General features: G+C 59.4%; 13 protein-coding genes and 1 tRNA gene. 11 read left to right on the top strand and 3 right to left on the bottom strand.

All coding sequences use genetic code 11. The features are described 5' to 3' along the window. The first annotated feature begins 226 nt into the window (after nucleotides 1-226). On the top strand, nucleotides 227-895 hold the full coding sequence (locus IPN28_00230) for an alpha/beta hydrolase (protein QQS58494.1): 669 nt from the start codon (nucleotides 227-229) through the stop codon (nucleotides 893-895). Nucleotides 896-899: 4 nt separating this feature from the next. On the opposite strand, the gene IPN28_00225 is transcribed toward IPN28_00230, so the two are convergent. Beyond that, nucleotides 900-1,529, bottom strand: a complete 630-nt coding sequence (locus IPN28_00225; GenBank protein QQS57285.1) for a hypothetical protein — start codon at nucleotides 1,527-1,529, stop codon at nucleotides 900-902. Nucleotides 1,530-1,672: 143 nt separating this feature from the next. On the opposite strand from IPN28_00225, the gene IPN28_00220 reads away from it, so the two are divergent. Beyond that, a tRNA-Ser gene (locus IPN28_00220) sits at nucleotides 1,673-1,760 on the top strand. Nucleotides 1,761-1,899: 139 nt separating this feature from the next. Then, entirely contained in the window at nucleotides 1,900-3,189 is a 1,290-nt protein-coding gene (locus IPN28_00215) for a tyrosine-type recombinase/integrase (protein ID QQS57284.1), read from the top strand. Nucleotides 3,190-3,208: 19 nt separating this feature from the next. Here IPN28_00215 and IPN28_00210 read toward each other — a convergent pair whose 3' ends face one another. Further along, nucleotides 3,209-4,003 carry a hypothetical protein gene (locus IPN28_00210; protein ID QQS57283.1) on the bottom strand — a complete coding sequence of 265 codons (795 nt, stop codon included), beginning with the start codon at nucleotides 4,001-4,003 and terminating at the stop codon, nucleotides 3,209-3,211. A 202-nt stretch (nucleotides 4,004-4,205) separates the two neighbouring features. Between IPN28_00210 and IPN28_00205 the strand changes: the two genes are divergently transcribed. From IPN28_00205 to IPN28_00170, 8 genes are all read left to right on the top strand, one after another. Beyond that, nucleotides 4,206-4,829, top strand: a complete 624-nt coding sequence (locus tag IPN28_00205; protein QQS57282.1) for a hypothetical protein — start codon at nucleotides 4,206-4,208, stop codon at nucleotides 4,827-4,829. Further along, the gene (locus tag IPN28_00200) at nucleotides 4,826-5,515 is read left to right on the top strand and encodes a hypothetical protein (protein QQS57281.1); all 690 of its coding nucleotides are present in this window, start codon (nucleotides 4,826-4,828) and stop codon (nucleotides 5,513-5,515) included. The genes IPN28_00205 and IPN28_00200 overlap by 4 nt, the downstream gene beginning before the upstream one ends. Then, a complete protein-coding gene (locus tag IPN28_00195; GenBank protein QQS57280.1) occupies nucleotides 5,512-6,585 on the top strand; it encodes a VWA domain-containing protein in 1,074 nt (357 codons plus the stop codon). The genes IPN28_00200 and IPN28_00195 overlap by 4 nt, the downstream gene beginning before the upstream one ends. 4 nt (nucleotides 6,586-6,589) lie before the next feature. Further along, nucleotides 6,590-8,287 (top strand): type IV secretory system conjugative DNA transfer family protein, encoded by a 1,698-nt coding sequence (locus tag IPN28_00190; protein ID QQS57279.1) that lies wholly within the window; start codon nucleotides 6,590-6,592, stop codon nucleotides 8,285-8,287. A 120-nt stretch (nucleotides 8,288-8,407) separates the two neighbouring features. Continuing rightward, nucleotides 8,408-8,593 (top strand): hypothetical protein, encoded by a 186-nt coding sequence (locus IPN28_00185; GenBank protein QQS57278.1) that lies wholly within the window; start codon nucleotides 8,408-8,410, stop codon nucleotides 8,591-8,593. Between the two features lie 22 nt (nucleotides 8,594-8,615). Beyond that, nucleotides 8,616-10,553 carry a recombinase family protein gene (locus IPN28_00180; GenBank protein QQS58493.1) on the top strand — a complete coding sequence of 646 codons (1,938 nt, stop codon included), beginning with the start codon at nucleotides 8,616-8,618 and terminating at the stop codon, nucleotides 10,551-10,553. Further along, entirely contained in the window at nucleotides 10,546-10,962 is a 417-nt protein-coding gene (locus IPN28_00175) for a hypothetical protein (protein ID QQS57277.1), read from the top strand. Before IPN28_00180 ends, IPN28_00175 begins: the two co-directional genes overlap by 8 nt. Continuing rightward, complete coding sequence (locus tag IPN28_00170) at nucleotides 10,959-12,305, top strand: relaxase (GenBank protein ID QQS57276.1); 1,347 nt, start codon at nucleotides 10,959-10,961, stop codon at nucleotides 12,303-12,305. The genes IPN28_00175 and IPN28_00170 overlap by 4 nt, the downstream gene beginning before the upstream one ends. Here the strand turns inward: IPN28_00170 and IPN28_00165 are convergent. Continuing rightward, nucleotides 12,302-16,738, bottom strand: coding sequence for a type I secretion C-terminal target domain-containing protein (locus tag IPN28_00165; GenBank protein ID QQS57275.1), 4,437 nt, complete (start codon nucleotides 16,736-16,738; stop codon nucleotides 12,302-12,304). The two genes, IPN28_00170 and IPN28_00165, sit on opposite strands and share 4 nt — an antisense overlap. Nucleotides 16,739-16,774 lie beyond the last annotated feature (36 nt).

Genomic DNA, 16,774 nt, shown 5'->3' with positions numbered 1-16,774 from the left:
GTCCTCTACACAATTCCGGTTTGGGGGGTGGAAAGCCCCCGGCGTCTGGTCTATGTATAAAGCGAACGCCGCCCGGACGCAAGGTTCGCCCTTGCGGAAGGCGGTTTCTGTGCACGATTAACCCTAAGGACGGATCATGAGTCCCCGCCATCTTCACCGCCCCGGACGGGATACGCTGGCTTATCATTATTTTCCTGCTGTGGAGGGATGCCGACTGCCCTGCGTGATGTTTCTGGGCGGGTTCCGGTCGGATATGAGCGGGAGCAAGGCTTTGGCGCTCGAGGCGCATTGCCGTGCGCGGGGGCAGGGGTTCGTGCGGTTCGATTATTCCGGGCACGGGGTTTCCGAGGGGCGGTTCGCCGAGGGCTGCATCGGGCAGTGGTTTGCGGATGCGCGGGATATTCTGGATCAGGTCGTGCCGGGGGATGTCGTTCTGGTCGGGTCTTCGATGGGCGGGTGGATTTCTTTGCTGCTGCTGCTTGAGCGGCCGGAGCGGGTGAAGGGGTTGGTCGGGATTGCCGCGGCTCCCGATTTTACAGTGGCCATTGAGCGGGAACTTTCGGACGCGCAACGGCAGGAGGTCGAGGAGCAAGGGTTTGTGGAGGTTCCGAGTGCTTATGGGCCGCCCTATGTCATTACGAAAAAGCTGATTGTGGACGGGCGGGAACGCTGCGTTTTGAGCCGGGAGCATCCGATCGCCGTTCCCGTGACTTTGCTGCACGGGCGGCTGGATCAAGATGTGCCGTGGCAGACGGCGGAGGATATCGCCCGCCAGTTTCAAGGGCCGCAGACACGGATTGTTTATGTCGAAGACGGGGAGCACAGGCTTTCGCGGCCTGAGGATCTGGATTTGATTTGTGCAGAGGTTGCGGCGATGAGCGATTGCGTTCAGTAGACCGTTATTTGCGGCTATATTTGTAATTGCCGCCCTTTTTGCGGTTCGACAGCAGGTCGTCATCCATATCCTTTTTGCGGCCGAGCTTCACTGACCCGCAAATCCACATCAGGAGCATCATGAGGGCGGCGAAGCCGCCGGCGACGACTACGGCCTTTTGCTGCATCAGGAAGGCGGCAAAGCCCGCCGCTCCGCCCAGAACTTCGGTGGTTTTCGGCAGGGCATCCTTTTTCTTTATGATGACTTTGACTTTTCCTGTCTCATCGTCAAGGGCTTCAGGCGTTTGCGGGGCCGGGGTCGGCGCTTGAGCCGCGCCGGGTTCAGGGGTCAGGGGCTGGGCTTCCGTCGTCTGGGGCGGAAGGTCGGTGGCCTGCGGGGCGGGAACCGGGGGCACGGGTTCCTCGATCGGTTCGGCGATCATTTCCGGCTCGCGGTTTTCCTCGGCCTGCTCCATCAGGGTGTTGAGCTGCTCCCTCATCTGCTGGTGGCTTTGCGGGTCGTATTTTGCCCAGAGCCAGCCGACATCGGAGAAGCGGAAGCCCTTTTCCTTATTCTGGATAAACTGATAGACATCGTGGCCAACGGCGGCGACGAGCGGCAGGAAAGCGATCAGGATCAGGAGTTTGCGCATCATTCAACCCTCTAGGCATGAAAAGTTAACGAATATCTTAACAATCGCGGGGGCGAACGAAAAGGCGGGTTGAATTTTTACTCACATAAAGGTAGTGTCCGGTTTCTGAAATGGAATAATCGGGAAAAACTCCTGTTTTCCCTTACGGAGAAGTGGCCGAGCGGTTGAAGGCGCACGCCTGGAAAGCGTGTAGGGGGCAACTCCTCGCAGGTTCGAATCCTGTCTTCTCCGCCATTTTTCTTTACCAGTCGTTAACTATTTCCATCTTAAGATATTGATATGACTTGCATGTGGTTTTTTCTTGACCGCCCGAAGGTTTTTCTTTACTCATTTTTGAGATACAAATCGAATGTCGTGATGGGACACGGAGCGGATGCAGTCTTATGTTTTCAGACGCGGAGATTATTACTACTACAGACGGCGAGTTCCCGGTTACGTTCTCCCGTTCGAGACACGCACATCCATCAAAATATCGCTCGGAACGCGCGATGAAAGAGAAGCGCACCGCAAGGCTGCGATCTACAACGATTACATCGAGGATTTCTGGCGCAGCCTGATCAAGACGAACGGCCAGACAGACCGCGTCGCGGCTTACCGTGCCGCCGTAAAGCTCGCGAAGGCACATGGATTTGCTTACAAGAGCGTCGCAGAAATCGCCAAAGCTCCCCTTGAGGAAGTCATGGAACGTGTCCGCGTGGCTGCGGGCGCAATTGAGCAACCGAAAGTCGTCACCGCGGTCCTGGGTGGGCTGAATGCTCCGACGGTCATGCTCAGCGAGATTTTGGAGAGGTTCTGGCCGCTTTGCTCGGACCGACTGGTCAACAAGTCCGATCACCAAATCAGAAAATGGAAGAACCCCCGGATCGCGGCATGGAACGGATTCATTGCAGTGGTGGACGACAAGTCTATCCATGAAGTCGCTAGAGGCGACATTCTCAAATACCGCCAGTGGTGGATGGACCGCGTATCGGACGGAAGCGCTGTAGCAGGCACCGTCAACAAGAACCTGCTTTACGTGCGTGACATCCTTCAAACGGTCTGCGCCGCTCAGGAGATCGGAACGAACATCGACGTTCTCTTTGCACGGACGCGGCTCAAGGAACTCGACAATTCTCGTCCGCCCTTCGAGGCGTCCTATGTGCAACAGACACTTCTCCGTGGCGGTGCGCTCGCCGGCCTGAATGCCGAAGCACGCCTCCTGATCTTCGCAATGGCCGATACCGGGGCGCGGGAATCGGAACTCATTGGCCTCCAACCCGACGACATCCTGCTAGAGGACAATATTCCTCATATCTGGATCAGGGCTCGCGGCGACCACGCGCTCAAGACGCTGCACTCGCAACGAAAGATTCCGCTCGTGGGTTCCTCGCTCTATGCGTTCTCGCAACTCCCGACGGGCTTTTCCCACTACCGCAACGCCGATACCGTCTCGACAACGATCAACAAATACCTGCGGGAGAACAATCTGAAGCCCACAGAGGATCATTCCCTCTATTCGCTGCGGCACACGTTCAAGGACAGGCTGCGCGATGCGGGCGCGCCCGAGGAAGTGATCGACGAGTTGATGGGACACCGCAGCCGTGGCCCGAAATATGGACGCGGCCATATGCTCGAAACCAAACACGCGTGGCTCAAGAAGATCGCGTTCTCCATGCTTCATTGAAGAACTGCGGCGGCCTGCTTTAGGGTTCACGCCCCTCATCCGTCAATCCTCGGATCAGACCGGGGATCGTCGCCGCAATGCGGGCTGGTTCCATAACCGTCATCGGATTGACTTGCAGATAGGTCGTCAGTGGCAGGCGTATTCCCATCTGAACCCAGACATTGTTCAGCGTGGCCTGGTCATTGCCGCGTTGCTCGCAGGATATCGAGAACGCCTCCATGAAATAGGCCTTCCCGAAATAGGAGAGGAAATGTGCGGATGCGTATCCGAAGGTCCGGCGTCTGATTTCGCGGAGGGCGGACACGAGGAACTGGTTATCACGCAGGCGCGTGAAGATGGCGCCCTGCGCTGTGCTCTCGATCATCGCTTCTGATGAGACCACGCCGTCTTCGAGATAGAGCCGGAGCGCAGCCGGGATCGCAAGAAGGCGATCACACGCCGCCGCCTTCCGTTCGGGACTGATCCGTGCGGCTTTAAGCATCGCCTGCGCAAACTCAAAACTGTAGGCGAAGACCCAGCGCCGCTCGCGGGCGATGGTTTCCGGAAAACCCTTCTGCTCCAGATCAGGACTGAGGAGGAGCAACAGCGCGTCGGGGACATAGAAGTTGAGAAATGTGTAATAGCCGAGATTCAGGAAATATTTGTTCACGCCCTGACGGCTGATGTTCACGCCGTAGTGCTCCTTTAATCGGCTGGCCGATTCTTCAGCGCTGCGGTTCGCAAACCAGTCGAACAACAACCCCGCAAACGCCTCTTCGCCGAGTTTCGAGCGGCGGCAGTAGCGGTTCTTCGGCGGCCTGTTTTTGCGGGGCATGAGGAATTATCGCTGCCGGGGCGCTGAACTTGACAAGCTCGGGCGTTGTTTCTCGCCTGAACCGAGCCCTTCCCTTACGATTTTTCCAAGCTTTGCGCAAAGCCCCCTGGCGGTCCGAAGTCCCTGAGGTTCGGAGCGCCGCACGATCAACCGTGACGCGCCCGTCCTGGAGTTTCCTTCAGGCGGGCGCAAGGAGGCTTTCATGTCCGAGTTCGAAGAAAACTTCTCAAGCTGGCAGCCGCCAAAAGGCGGCGATGCAGCCTTGCCCCTGGAGCCCGCCGACCGGCTTTGGGTCATCGTCAAGCTGGCCGGGATCATGGGCGCGGAAGCCTTTAATTGGCTCCTGCACACGGCCAATTATTCGCTGGTCAATACCGTGGGCTCCGACGTGTTCCTCGTCGATGCGCTCGGCCTGCCGCCCTGGGGCTGGGTTCAGAACCTCACCGTCTCGACTCTGATCAACGGGATTCTGGGCCTTGCCGCCGTCGCGACGCCCATCTTCCTCTTTGGTCAGCTCATCGAGCGGCATAAGGAGATTTTCGGAAACCCGCAGGGCTTCTTTGCCGATGCGCTGAGCCGGATCGTGACCGGACTCCTGCTCCTTCTTTATGCCTTCGTCGTCGTGACCGAGTTCGCGGCGCTTTACTTGCGCGTAGCCGCCGAGAGCGCGCCTTCACCGATCCCGACGCTGGCGGGACATGCCACGGGTTTCTGGCCGATGCTGCTGATGTGTGTGGCGCTGATCCTGATTAACGCCGCGATGGGGCTGGCGACCGCGCACATCCTCAAAGCCTCGCGCCGGGCCTTATCGAGGAGCGCGTCATGAAATACCTCCTCACCCTGCTGCTCTTGGTGAGCGCGCCACTCTTCGCGCAGGACAAGATCGCACTCGAACTCATCATTGATGACTCCGGCGTTCTGCTCGATGCGGGCAGTGCGCAGACCAGCAAGATGATGCTTTTGGCGCATCTCAAGGCGCTGGCCAGCAAACGCGCCGGCGCCCACGCCAGGGTCAATGTGATCTCAACCTCCCTGGGACGCACAGTCTGGAGCGGCACGCCGCTCGAACTGCGGCGCGATCCGCTCCGCGCCCAAGCGCTCGTGGATGCCATCACCGCCGATCCGGCGCGCTGCAATAACCTGCCCGGCGCCTTTGCGGAACTGAAAAGCAACCTCGCCCAGCACGAACGCGAAGGCGTCCACGGCGTGCAGGTCGTGATCTTCAGCTCGCTGGTGGATACACCGCGCCCGTGTTCAGCGATCACACACATCACCCTGCCGCAGATGCCGCCCGAAGACGGCGACATTAACGGCGCGCTTCTGGGGTCAGCCAATCTCCGTTCGCTTGCCTTCTTCTGGGTCTCTCCGCATCAAAAGCGCGTGTGGGAGGAATTTCTGGCGCCGAGCTTCGAGGAACTGCGCGCGCGCGGCATTCCCGTCACGTTTCTCGATGTCGAGCGCTCCTTGTCCGCTCTGCGCTCCTCGCCCTTCAGCGCCGGAGAGACGCCATGAGAACGGACTTTATGAGAACGCATACTCTTGTACGCATCCTCACGTTCGCACTCGCGACCGGCGCCGCCAACGCGCAGAGGATATCCGTCACGGTTCCTGAGGCCGGACGCGCGAAGCTCTCGGTCGCCGATCCGGACGCGCAAATCCGCACGCTCGGCAAGCCGGAGATCGTCTTCGATCTTGCGGCGGGGAACGACTCGCTCCTTGATCTGCGTATCCGGCGCTCGGGACTGTTGCTGGAGAGCGGCCGCCCCTTCACCGCCTTTGCGGGCCACAAGGGCGAGGACCTCATCGTCCTTGCCGGCGGCAATGTCGCCTCGGTGACGATTGCCGGTGTGCGCGGAATAAACGGTGCGCGCGAGGCGCTGGTCCTCTTCCGGCGGGCGGACGGGTCGATTGTTGCGCCCGCACCCTCGGAAGTTTCTGTCTTCAACACATCCTTCAAACGCCTGACGTTTTCCTATGACTGGGCGGCGATCCCGGATGGAACGCCGCTGCCCGTCAATCTGCTGCTTGATGTCTCGGGCTCGATGGCGGGGGCGCTCGATCCGGTGATGGTCTCCTTGCGGACGTTTATGGCCGCGCTGCCCGCGTTCGCGCGCTGCCGGGTGCTGGTCTTTAACGAGCGCGTGCAGGAGCTGACCGATCCGGCGCGGCCAACCCCATGCGCGCAAGCGGCTTCCGTTCTCGGCAAGGTTCCGGCGCCTTCGGGCGGAACCGCGCTCTTCGAGGCGCTGCGGATCAGTTTCGAGACCAACCGCAGCGCGGTCTATTCCTGGGAGACCGGGATGCCCAACATCACGCTGGTCATTACCGACGGGATCGACTCCGGGATCACGGACGAATACGGCGCAAAGGTCGCCACCCTCATCGCGAGCGGCCAGAAGATCGCCAATGACAACAAGCTCTTCGTCTTCTGGGCGGGAAACGCGGCGCCCGCCGTGCTCGCGCCGGTAGCCGATCTGCAAGTCTCGGCAGGCGCGGATTTACAAGGCGAACTCGACCGCTTCCTGCGCGCCTTCGGGGTTTCGCTCTCGGGCCTGCAAATCCTCAGGATCGAGGGGCGCTAGGACGATGCGCGCCCGGCAACGTCAAGCGATTGTCCCTGCGCTGATCCTCGCGCTCGCGCTGCTGTGGCTCGGCGCCTGGATCGCGCAGTATCCCGATTGGCGTCTGTGGGGTCTGGCGGTCATGGGGCTGGCGCTCTTTTTATTGGGCAAGACGCTGCTCGCACTCTCCCTGCAAGGGCTGGAGACCGCCAACCAGATCAATCTGTTGCATGAGAGCCGGATCGTCTCAGGCGGCTACGGCGAGGCGCGGCTCGCCACGCTCAAGGACCGTTTCGTGCAGAAGATGAGCGAGGCCAGGCGCGGCCTTTTCATCGGAATGCTGGAAGGACGCAAGCTCTTCTACGATCCCTTCCAGTCCGGCAACGGCCACATGCTGGCCTACGCCCCGGCCCGCACAGGGAAGACAACGTCGCTCGTCGTCCCGGCGCTGTTGCACTGGACTTCGGGCAGCGTCATCGTCACCGATGTCAAAGGCGAGCTGACCGCGCTCACCGCCCCGTGGCGAAAGAAGGACGGGCAGCGCGTCCTGATCCTCAATCCCTTCGGGGCGCGTGGCATTCCCGGCCTGCGCTTTAATCCGCTGCGTGTTCTCGTCGAGGATGTGCTCAAGAACAGCGGGCGCGAACTGCACGCGCTCTGCAAGCTGATCGCGCTCCAGCTCGTCTCTGAACGCGGCCACGCCCATGAAGCGGGCGACGGAATCTTCTTCCGCAATGGCGGGCGGCGCCTGATCGTGACCTTCCTTCTCTACCTCGCCGCCCTGGAGCCCGACAAATGCACGCTGCCGGGACTGCGCGCCTGCGTCTGGTCGAGTGAATTCGAAAAGCGCTCGATGGCCTCGGTCATGCAGAACACAGAGATGTTCTCCGGCCTCCTGCGCGAATACGGCAACGCGCTCGCCGACGGGCTGGAGCCGGAATACGCCAAGACGTTCGGCGCGTTCCGCGACAACGCCATGCACGCGCTGGAGCTTTACGAGGCGCATTCGGATTTCGGGCGCTCGCTGATGGAGAGCGATTTCTCGCTTTCCGATGTGCTGGACGGGAAGACGACGCTTTATCTGATCCTGCCGGAATCCAAGCTCGAAACCCACGGCCCGTGGATGGGGCTGATCGTCACCCTGCTTTTGGAGGCCATTGCGGCCTCGCCGACGCTGCATGAGCGCCGCACGAAGCTGCTCTTCATGCTCGAAGAGATGGGCAATCTCGGACGCCTGCCCAATATCGGCAAGGCGCTCTCGCTCCTGCCCGGCAAGGGCGTGCGGTGCTGGATGATCTTCCAGTCCCGCCGCCAGCCCGTGGAGATTTACGGCCCCAATCTCGCGGGTTTGATCGAGGAGCAATCGAGCCTCGTGCAAGCCTGGAGTATCCGCAGCGAACTCGACCGCAAGGCGTGGAGCGCGCGCATCGGCAATGCGACACGAAAAGGACGGAGCGTCTCCCGCGAGGCTGAGAATTTCTTCGCGCCGTGGCGCCTGTCGGTGAATGAGCGCGGCTTTCCGGTCCTCACGCCCGATGAAATCGGGCGTCTGCCCGAAGAGGAGCAACTGATCGCCGTCGCTGGCCAGCCCGTCATCCGGGCCAGGAAGCTTCCTTACTTTAAGGACGCGGTGTGGTCCAGACGCGCCTGCGCCGCGCCCCATCCGAAAATAAATCCGTCCGCGCCCGCGAAAGCGGCCGGTGGAAACGCGGAGAGATCATGAGCGGCATGGGCGAAACCGCTGGCCGGATGAAGGACCGGAACGCGGCGCCCAGAGACGCTTTGCGCCGATTCTCTTTACGGTTCGTTAAGCGCATCCGTGGCACGCTGAAGGAAGAGCGCCATGCGGCGTGACCCCGCAGAACGCAAGGCGCTCCAGCGGTTGAAGACTCGGCCAAAAGAGAGTCACAATCGGGACGGCACGAAGCTGGAAGAGAAGATTGTCGCGCTGGTGAAAGCGCTGGCGCGGCAGGCGGCGGAAGCGGATTTCCGGTTGGAGCGGGAACGGGAGAACGGACGGGTGCAATGAGGGCGCACTGATGAAGGCAATGATGAATACGGCGAAGAGCAGTTCAGGCAAACGCGTCGCGCTCTATGCGCGCTATAGCTCCGATCTGCAAAGCGATCACTCCATCGAGGATCAGGTGCGCCTGTGCAGAGAGTATGCAGAGAAGCAAGGCTGGACGGTCGTGGAATGCACTAGCGACGCCGGATTGTCGGGCGCATCGCTGATGCGGCCCGGCATCCAGGCGCTGATCCGCGATGCACTGGAAGGACAGTTCGACATTGTCCTTGCGGAAGCTCTGGATCGTTTGAGCCGCGATCAGGAAGACATCGCGGGACTCTACAAGCGCTTGCAGTTTGCAGGCGTCTCCATGGTCACGCTCTCCGAGGGTGAAATCTCCACCCTGCATATCGGCCTCAAGGGCACGATGAATGCGATGTTTTTGAAAGACCTTGCGGACAAGACACGCCGCGGCTTGCGTGGGCGCATCGAGCACGGCAAATCCGGCGGCGGCATCGCCTACGGATACAACGTGGTGAAACGCTTCGATGCGCAAGGTCAGGCGCTGCGCGGGGATCGCACGGTCAACCCGGCGCAGGCCGCTGTGGTGGTCCGCATCTTCGAGGACTATGCAAACCGCAACCTCTCGCCCAAGGCGATTGCCGCCCAGCTCAACCGCGAAGGAATCCCGTGTCCGTCAAGCAAAGGGGGCGGCAAGGCATGGGGGCAATCGACGATCAATGGCAACCGCCGGCGCGGCACCGGAATCCTCAATAACGAGTTGTACATCGGACAGCTCGTGTGGAACCGCCAGCGCTTCATCAAGGACCCGGCGACCGGACGGCGGGTGACGCGGCTGAACAACGATGCTGCCGTCATCCGTCAGGAGCTTCCCGACCTGCGGATCGTCCCGCAGGACTTATGGGATGCGGCGAAGGCGCGGCAGAAGGCGCTGGATGCCAAGGCTCCGGGCCTGTGGGCACGGAACCGGCCCCGGTATCTGCTCTCGGGTCTGGTCAAGTGCGGGGTGTGCGGCGGCGGTTACGCCAAGATCAATTCAACCCACTACGGCTGCGCTTCCTCCAAGAACAAGGGCGAGAGCGTCTGCGGGAACCGCAAGACGATGGCGCGGGAGGTTCTGGAGCGCAAAGTCCTTTCCGCCCTCCAGACCCACCTGATGCGGGACGATCTGCTGCAAGTGTTCTGTGAGGAATACACGCGCCACCTCAACCGCCTCCGGGCGGCGCAGGATTCCGCGCTGGCCGAGTCCAGGGCCGAGCGGGAGAAGCTCCAGAAGGCCCGTGCGAACGTCCTGACCGCCATCCGGGAAGGCATCGCCGCCGCCTTGGTCAAGGACGAATTGGAGAGCATCGCGGCCCGGCTGGAGACGCTGGATTCGGTTATTGCGCGGGGCAGCGAACAGGCCAGGCCGCTCCTGCATCCGGCGATGGCCCGGCGCTACCGGGCGGAAGTGGCGGGCTTGCGGGAGGCGCTGGCTTCCTCAAACTCCGGGGCCGGTGCCTCAAAATCGGGACACGGCGGCGAACCGGCGGAGCATGTGCGGGGGCTGATCGAGAAAATCGTCCTCACGCCCTGGTCTCATTTGGGCAAGTCATGTCCCCTTGGGGGGCGGGACGAATTGAAGATCGACCTTTACGGCGATCTGGCCGGAATCCTCGATCTGGCCGCCGGAGCAGAGGCGGCCAGTAAGGATCGGCTTTTGTCCGGCCGTATTCAGCAGGCTGTCAATGACAACCGCTTCGGTACGACCAAGACGGCGTTGGTAGCGGGGGCTGGCTGCCAACGCTATCTACCGCTCTTTCAAGCCTTCGATATCGCCGCCGGCCCTGCCGCCCTCGACTCCTTGAGCGCGGTACTGTCCAACTCGGAGGGAGTTCGCGCTTCCAGAGCCGCGCATTGTACGGGTTCGGCCAGCGAAACGGCAACCGCCATTATTTCGGGAAACGGGGGCAGCCATGGCTGAGAAACCCCCGTCTGGCAAGAATCCCGGCAAACACGGCGCGCCTTTCTCGCTGCGGCTCACACAGGAGGAGCGCAAGGCGCTCGACGCGCTCGCCGACGGGATGCCGCTCGGCGCCTGGATAAAGGATGCGTTGATCAATCGCGACATCCGGCCCCGGACGCGGGGGCGCAAACCCGTCAAGGACCGCGAAGCTCTGGCCAAACTCCTGGGCCTGCTCGGTCAGTCCCGCCTTTCCCAGAACATCAACCAGCTCGCCAAGGCCGTCCATACCGGATCGCTGCCGGTCAATGCGGACGTGCACAAGGCGCTGCTCGAAGCCTGCGCGGGAATCCGCGCCATGCGGGATGCGCTCCTCTCTGCCCTGGGTCTCCTTCCCTCGGGAGACAAGGGAAAAGACGGCGGCCCATGATCCTCAAAGGCAACCAGCGCGGCGGCGGGCGGCAGATGGCCGAACATCTGCTCAACGGACTGCAGAACGAGCATGTCACCGTGCATCAGGTCCGGGGGTTTCTGGCGAGCACGGTGCGCGGCGCGCTCGAAGAAGCCTATGCGTTGGCGCAAGGCACGCAGTGCCGGAAATATATGTATTCCCTCTCGCTGAATCCGCCCAAAGACCAGAGCGTCCCGGTTGAAGTCTTCGAGGCGGCGCTCAAGATCATCGAAGACAAGCTCGGCCTGACGGACCAGCCGCGCGTCGTCGTCTTCCATGAAAAGGAAGGGCGGCGCCATGCCCATTGCGTGTGGAGCCGGATCGACGTTGAGGGAATGAAGGCGGTCAACATCTATAACGACTGGCCGAAACTCCAGGCGGTCTCCCGCCAGCTTTTCATCGAACACGGCTGGCAGATGCCCAAGGGCTTGCTGAACCCGGAGTACGGCAATCCCCTGAACTTCACCCGGCACGAATGGCAGCAGGCCGCGCGCACCGGGCGCAGCGCCAGCGCGATCAAAGCCTGCTTGCAGGAGTGCTGGGCCGTCGCCGACGGAAAGGAGGCGTTTGAGAGCGTGCTGGGTGAGCGCGGCTTCTTCCTCGCGCAAGGCGACCGGCGGGGGTTCGTCGCCGTCGATGTTTACGGGGAAGTCTTTTCCCTGAGCAAGCAGCTCGGGATCAAGGCCAACGCGTTGGAGAAACGCCTCGGCAAGCACACGGCGCTGCCGACGGTCGAAGACACGAAGGAAAAGATCGGCGCGACCGTGCGCGGCCTCTTCGAAAAGTACCGCGCGGAGCTACAAAAGACGCACGAACAGGAATTGCGCCCGCTGCTGCGGATCAAGAAGACCATGACCGAACAGCACCGCAAGGACCGGGCGGCGCAGAAGGCATATCAGGAGAAACGCTGGAACGAGGAGCAGAAAGTGCGCGCCTCACGTATCCGCAAGGGCTTCAAGGGTCTCTGGGACAAACTCACTTTCAAGTACTGGACCATCCGCAAAGAGAATGAGAAGGACGCATGGACCTGCCACGTCCGCGACCGTGAGGAACGGCAGGAATTAATCGAGGTGCAACTTGATCGGCGCCAGAACCTTCAGATGCAGTTTTCCGGGATGCGCCAGCGGCACGAACAGGAGATGCAGAAACTCACAGCCGACATGGTGCGGATCGCAACGCCGGAGGCCGAGCGCAATGCAACGCCCGAAGTTTTCCGAGGCAAAGTGAAAGAGGCCAATCTGGGAATCGCAATCCCTACATCGCCCTCAGTGCCGCGCGGCCGGGGAAAGACCAAAATACCGGAAGCCGATCCCGATCTCTAGGCCGCAATCAGGTTTCCGTTCGCCAGAAGCGTATCGGCATCAAGGCCACTAACACCTGTGATGCTGGCAATGGTGACCGCACTGTAGGTCGTTCCGGTTCCATCGCGGTCCACGGCAAAGTCGGTATTGGCTCCGGCGGTCGTGAAGGTCACGAAATCATCAATCGCACTCTGCCCTGCCGTGTAGCCGATCAGGAGGTCAGCGATGTTGAGTTTGTCCCCCTGCGCCGTCGAGAAATCAGCAACCGTGTCCTGCGCCGTGAACGCTGAGGCCGCTTCAAAGACAAACATATCGGCATCCGCCTCGCCGTACAACGTATCCGTGCCCAGACCGCCCTTGAGCGTGTCATTGGCCGCACCGCCGCGCAGTGTGTCGTTCCCGGCCCCTCCGGTCAGGATATTGACCCCCGTATTGCCCGTCAGCGTGTCGTTGAAGCCCGAGCCTGTCAGGTTCTCGGTGTTGGTGATGGTGTCCGATCCGGCCCCGACCGTATTTTGGGCGGTCGTGAGGGCCAGACTGACCGTCACCGCCGCTGTTGCCGAGCCATAGCTCACTGTGTCTGTGCCGGTGTTGCCGTTCAGCGCATCGTTACCTGCACCGCCATCCAGAATGTCATCGCCCAAACCGCCGTCCAGCGTATTCGCCGCAGAATTTCCCGTAAGAACATCCGCGAAAGCTGATCCGGTGATCTTCTCGAAGTTCGAGATCGTATCCGTCCCCGCGCCGCCCGTGTTCTGTGCGGTTGTGAGAGCCAGACTGATGGTAATGCCGGAGGTCGCGCTTGCATACAATAGTGTGTCTGAGCCAGACCCCGCATTCATCGTGTCATCCCCGGCGCCACCTTCTATCGTGTTATCCGTCGAGCTTCCGGTCAGGGTATCGTTGAACGCCGAGCCGCGCAGATGCTCCATGGCTGTGAGCGTATCTGTACCTGCGCCGAGCGTATTCTGGGCTGTGGTGAGGGCAAGGCTCACCGTGACGGCGGCGGTGGCATTCTCGTAGGAGGCCGTATCCGTTCCCGTGCTGCCGTTGATGGCGTCATTGCCTGCGCCGCCCTCGATCACGTTATTGCCGGTATTGCCCGTCAGCGTATCGTTGAAGGCCGAGCCCGTCAGATTCTCGAAGTTGGAGACCGTATCGGAGCCTGCGCCCACAGTGTTCTGGGCGGTGGTCGTGGCCAGATTGACCGTCACCGCAGAAGCCGCCGAGACATAGCTCAGCGTATCGGTTCCGGCCGCGCCATTGAGCGTATCGTTACCAGCCCCACCCTCAATGACGTTACTGCCAGAGCTTCCGGTCAGCGTATCGTTGAAGGCCGAGCCTTTCACGTTCTCGATACTGACCAGCGTATCGGTTCCTGCACCCACCGTGTTTTGGGCCGTTGCCGTGGCCAGATTGACCGTTACCGCAGCGCTCGCGTTGGCGTAGCTGGCCGTATCACTGCCATTGCCGCCATCGAGGGTATCATTCCCGGCCAAGCCTTCCAGAACATCGTTCCCGTCACTGCCTGTCAGGGTATTGGCGTTGGCGTCGCCCGTCAGAACGTCATTGAAAGCCGATCCGGTGAGATTTTCGGTATTGGTGATGGTGTCCGTTCCGGCACCGATTGTATTTTGAGCTGAACTGAGGGCCAACGAAACGGTCACGCCTGCTGTTGCGCTCGAATAAGATGCAGTATCTGTTCCCGCTTCACCATTAAGAAAGTCATTGCCGTCGTCTCCATAGAGAAGATCGTTACCGTTACCTCCAAGCAGACTGTCGTTACCCCCGAGTCCGATCAAGGTATTATTGTCGGCCAGTCCTGTGATCGTGTTGGCGGACGATGTTCCCTTGAGGGTGAGGTTGTTGACCAGATCAAGGGTTGAATTATCCGCGAGTCTTAATGTCTCAACGGCATAGCCAGTATTCGTGCCGAGGATCAAATCTCTTAATTGATCGCGCAGCAAAACCTTCTCGGTTCCGACATAGACATATAGATCATAGGTGCCGGAGCGTTCAAAGCGGACATCGTTGGCGGTAATCCCAGAGCCGAGAATAAGTTCATCGGCTGAGCCTCCCGTTTCGGTGATGTCATCATTTCCTTCGCCGGTTGACCAGAGATACTTGTCGTTGCCCAAGCCACCTAAAAGGCTGTCGGCTCCTCCAAGCCCGATCAGCGTGTTGTCGTCTGCGAGGCCGTACATCGTATTAACCGACGACGTTCCCTTAAGCGTCAGATTGTGAACGAGGTCCAGCGTCGAGTTGTCGGCGAAACGAAGTGTTTCAACCGCATAGCCATCGCCAGTGCTCAGGATCAAATCTCGAAGTTGCTGGTCTATGCGTATCCTTTCGCTGCCGATATAGACATCAAGGTCGTAAGTACCGTAGCGTTCCAGCCTCACATCATTCGCGGTAATGCCGGCTCCCAAGACGATTTCGTCTGTTCCGTCATCCTCGAAAATCTTGTCATTGCCATGTCCGACTGACCACAAATATTTGTCATTGCCGGCCCGCCCGATCAATTCGTCATTGCCGGCCAACCCCTGGAGCGAGTCATCGCTGCTGTATCCGTAGATCGTGTTTACTGAGGCCGTACCAGAGAAGGTGAGGTTGTTCAGGAGGCTGATTTCCGTCCCGTCCTCGAAAACAGCCTTTTCGATCTGGTACTGAGTGCCGTTGCCGTAAAGGTAGTGATGGAACTGATCGTCAATAGTAATTGTCGCCGCGCCAACATGGATTTTCAGATCAGAACTGGATGACTCAAACCATAAGTCCTCGACCGATATACCTTCCGCGAACAGCACCTTGTCGAACCCGCCTGCTTCGGAGAGCACATCATTCCCGTCGCCTGTGCTCCATATGAAGCCATCGTTGACAGTCGTTCCGTAAAAATTGTTGGCGGTATTTGCTTCGTTGAATACCAGATTATCGAGGTGGCTTTCACCTTCTACAAAACCCGTCAGGTTGTTGTACACAACGACATCGCCGATGTAAACACGCGCATCGAGTTGTGTAAGAAGGTCGATACTCGCATCATCAAATACCATCTCAAATGCTTGATTAAGAAAAGACGCCGCATAAGCGTTTGGGTTTGAGGAATTGATTGCCAGTTGATAGAAGTCTTCTCCAAGATACTCTTCTAAGAACTCCAGTACGCGTGCATCTATGTCTGTTCCTCTGCTAGTCGGATCTACACCATCGACACCCGCCCAGCGGAAAAGAATGTCCTTGATGCGATCACCTAGATTAAAGCTGGTGTTTAGCAGCTCACCGGCCTCTACCTGCCCAAGCTCCAACACCATGTCATAAAGCTCTACATCCTGACTCGTTCGAAAGAACAAATCTGGAATCTCTCCATAGCCACGCAGTGACGGAAGGTAGAGAGCCTCATCCACTACTTCTTGATCTCCGATATAGACAGTATTGACGTTATCCACATCGAACCACACATCAACTATGGCCCGCGTGTTACCATTGATAACGAACGAGCTTTCAAGTTTGACCTCGCTGCCATTCAGCGAGTAGTTGACAGAGCTAGCTGCCAGGGCGATGGAAGTGATCCCAAGATTGTTCAATGTGTGCAGTTCTCCGCTATCGCTGTAGCCGTCGTTATCTGAGTCGATCCAGACAAGCAAATCGGCGAACTGACTATCCGCACTCGTAATGTAGCCGTCTGTGTTCGAATCGTATCCGGCTAAAGCTGCGAAGCCGTTTAGACTGCCGGTTTGATCTCCGAAGAGTTCGGAGTGATTGTTGATGATCCCATCGCTGTTAACGTCAATGGCTAACAAACCATCCCCTCCCTTGACCCACGCCGTAGCTTCCGCAAAACCATCCACATCAACGTCCCAATACACCGATTCAGGGCCGTTGAGACTCGACATTTCAATGCCGTCGCCGTCAATATCCAGCACAAGCGGTGTCGGAGCAGCCTTGGCAGACCCGTAATTACTCGTTACGGCAGGAAGTTCAACGCCGCGATCCTGCGGCTTCGCTGGCTCAAGCGGGACGAGAACAGCCGTGCCTGGATCATCTGGATCAAATGCCGGCAGATCAAGAAGTCCATTCTCGTCTAAAGGAAAGAGGTCGTCTCCGTATTCTTCGTTCAGCATTTGAAAGAAGTCTTCTCTAACCAGATCAAGGTTCGGCTCTCCTGATAGCATTAGGTTTTCTGGTATTCCTAGCGCGATTTCGTAAGAAGATTCAATATGAAAGAGAATGTCGTACGGCAAAACAGATCCGCCCAGAACGTAATACATGACTATGGCGCCAGATATCATGTCCTTGACATCCTGCGGGTACTTATCGTTGTTCTGAACGGAGGCGATGTCGTTTGCTATACCTGATAGCTCAATCAGCGCAGAGTATTTTGAGAGGCTGTCGTTGCCAGTCGCACTCAAAACGTTTGTAAGCGCGGCGCCAGCAAAATATGTGTTCTCGTCGAAATTGCTCATTTCTTTGTTCTTTCTATGGGTAGGTTTCCTTTTACG

The sequence above is a fragment of the Alphaproteobacteria bacterium genome (genome assembly GCA_016699735.1).
Classification (GTDB): Bacteria; Pseudomonadota; Alphaproteobacteria; order Micavibrionales; family Micavibrionaceae; genus JAGNKE01.
The sequence above is the reverse complement of the archived record's forward strand: the minus strand, read 5'-3'. Positions and strand labels throughout refer to the sequence as shown.

What these genes read in the sequence shown, in the direction of transcription:
- IPN28_00230 (QQS58494.1), top strand. Translation starts at nt 227, where the DNA reads ATGTTTCTGGGCGGGTTCCGGTCGGATATGAGCGGGAGCAAGGCTTTG.
- IPN28_00225 (QQS57285.1), bottom strand. Translation starts at nt 1,529, where the DNA reads ATGATGCGCAAACTCCTGATCCTGATCGCTTTCCTGCCGCTCGTCGCC.
- IPN28_00215 (QQS57284.1), top strand. Translation starts at nt 1,900, where the DNA reads ATGCAGTCTTATGTTTTCAGACGCGGAGATTATTACTACTACAGACGG.
- IPN28_00210 (QQS57283.1), bottom strand. Translation starts at nt 4,003, where the DNA reads ATGCCCCGCAAAAACAGGCCGCCGAAGAACCGCTACTGCCGCCGCTCG.
- IPN28_00205 (QQS57282.1), top strand. Translation starts at nt 4,206, where the DNA reads ATGTCCGAGTTCGAAGAAAACTTCTCAAGCTGGCAGCCGCCAAAAGGC.
- IPN28_00200 (QQS57281.1), top strand. Translation starts at nt 4,826, where the DNA reads ATGAAATACCTCCTCACCCTGCTGCTCTTGGTGAGCGCGCCACTCTTC.
- IPN28_00195 (QQS57280.1), top strand. Translation starts at nt 5,512, where the DNA reads ATGAGAACGGACTTTATGAGAACGCATACTCTTGTACGCATCCTCACG.
- IPN28_00190 (QQS57279.1), top strand. Translation starts at nt 6,590, where the DNA reads ATGCGCGCCCGGCAACGTCAAGCGATTGTCCCTGCGCTGATCCTCGCG.
- IPN28_00185 (QQS57278.1), top strand. Translation starts at nt 8,408, where the DNA reads ATGCGGCGTGACCCCGCAGAACGCAAGGCGCTCCAGCGGTTGAAGACT.
- IPN28_00180 (QQS58493.1), top strand. Translation starts at nt 8,616, where the DNA reads ATGAATACGGCGAAGAGCAGTTCAGGCAAACGCGTCGCGCTCTATGCG.
- IPN28_00175 (QQS57277.1), top strand. Translation starts at nt 10,546, where the DNA reads ATGGCTGAGAAACCCCCGTCTGGCAAGAATCCCGGCAAACACGGCGCG.
- IPN28_00170 (QQS57276.1), top strand. Translation starts at nt 10,959, where the DNA reads ATGATCCTCAAAGGCAACCAGCGCGGCGGCGGGCGGCAGATGGCCGAA.
- IPN28_00165 (QQS57275.1), bottom strand. Translation starts at nt 16,738, where the DNA reads ATGAGCAATTTCGACGAGAACACATATTTTGCTGGCGCCGCGCTTACA.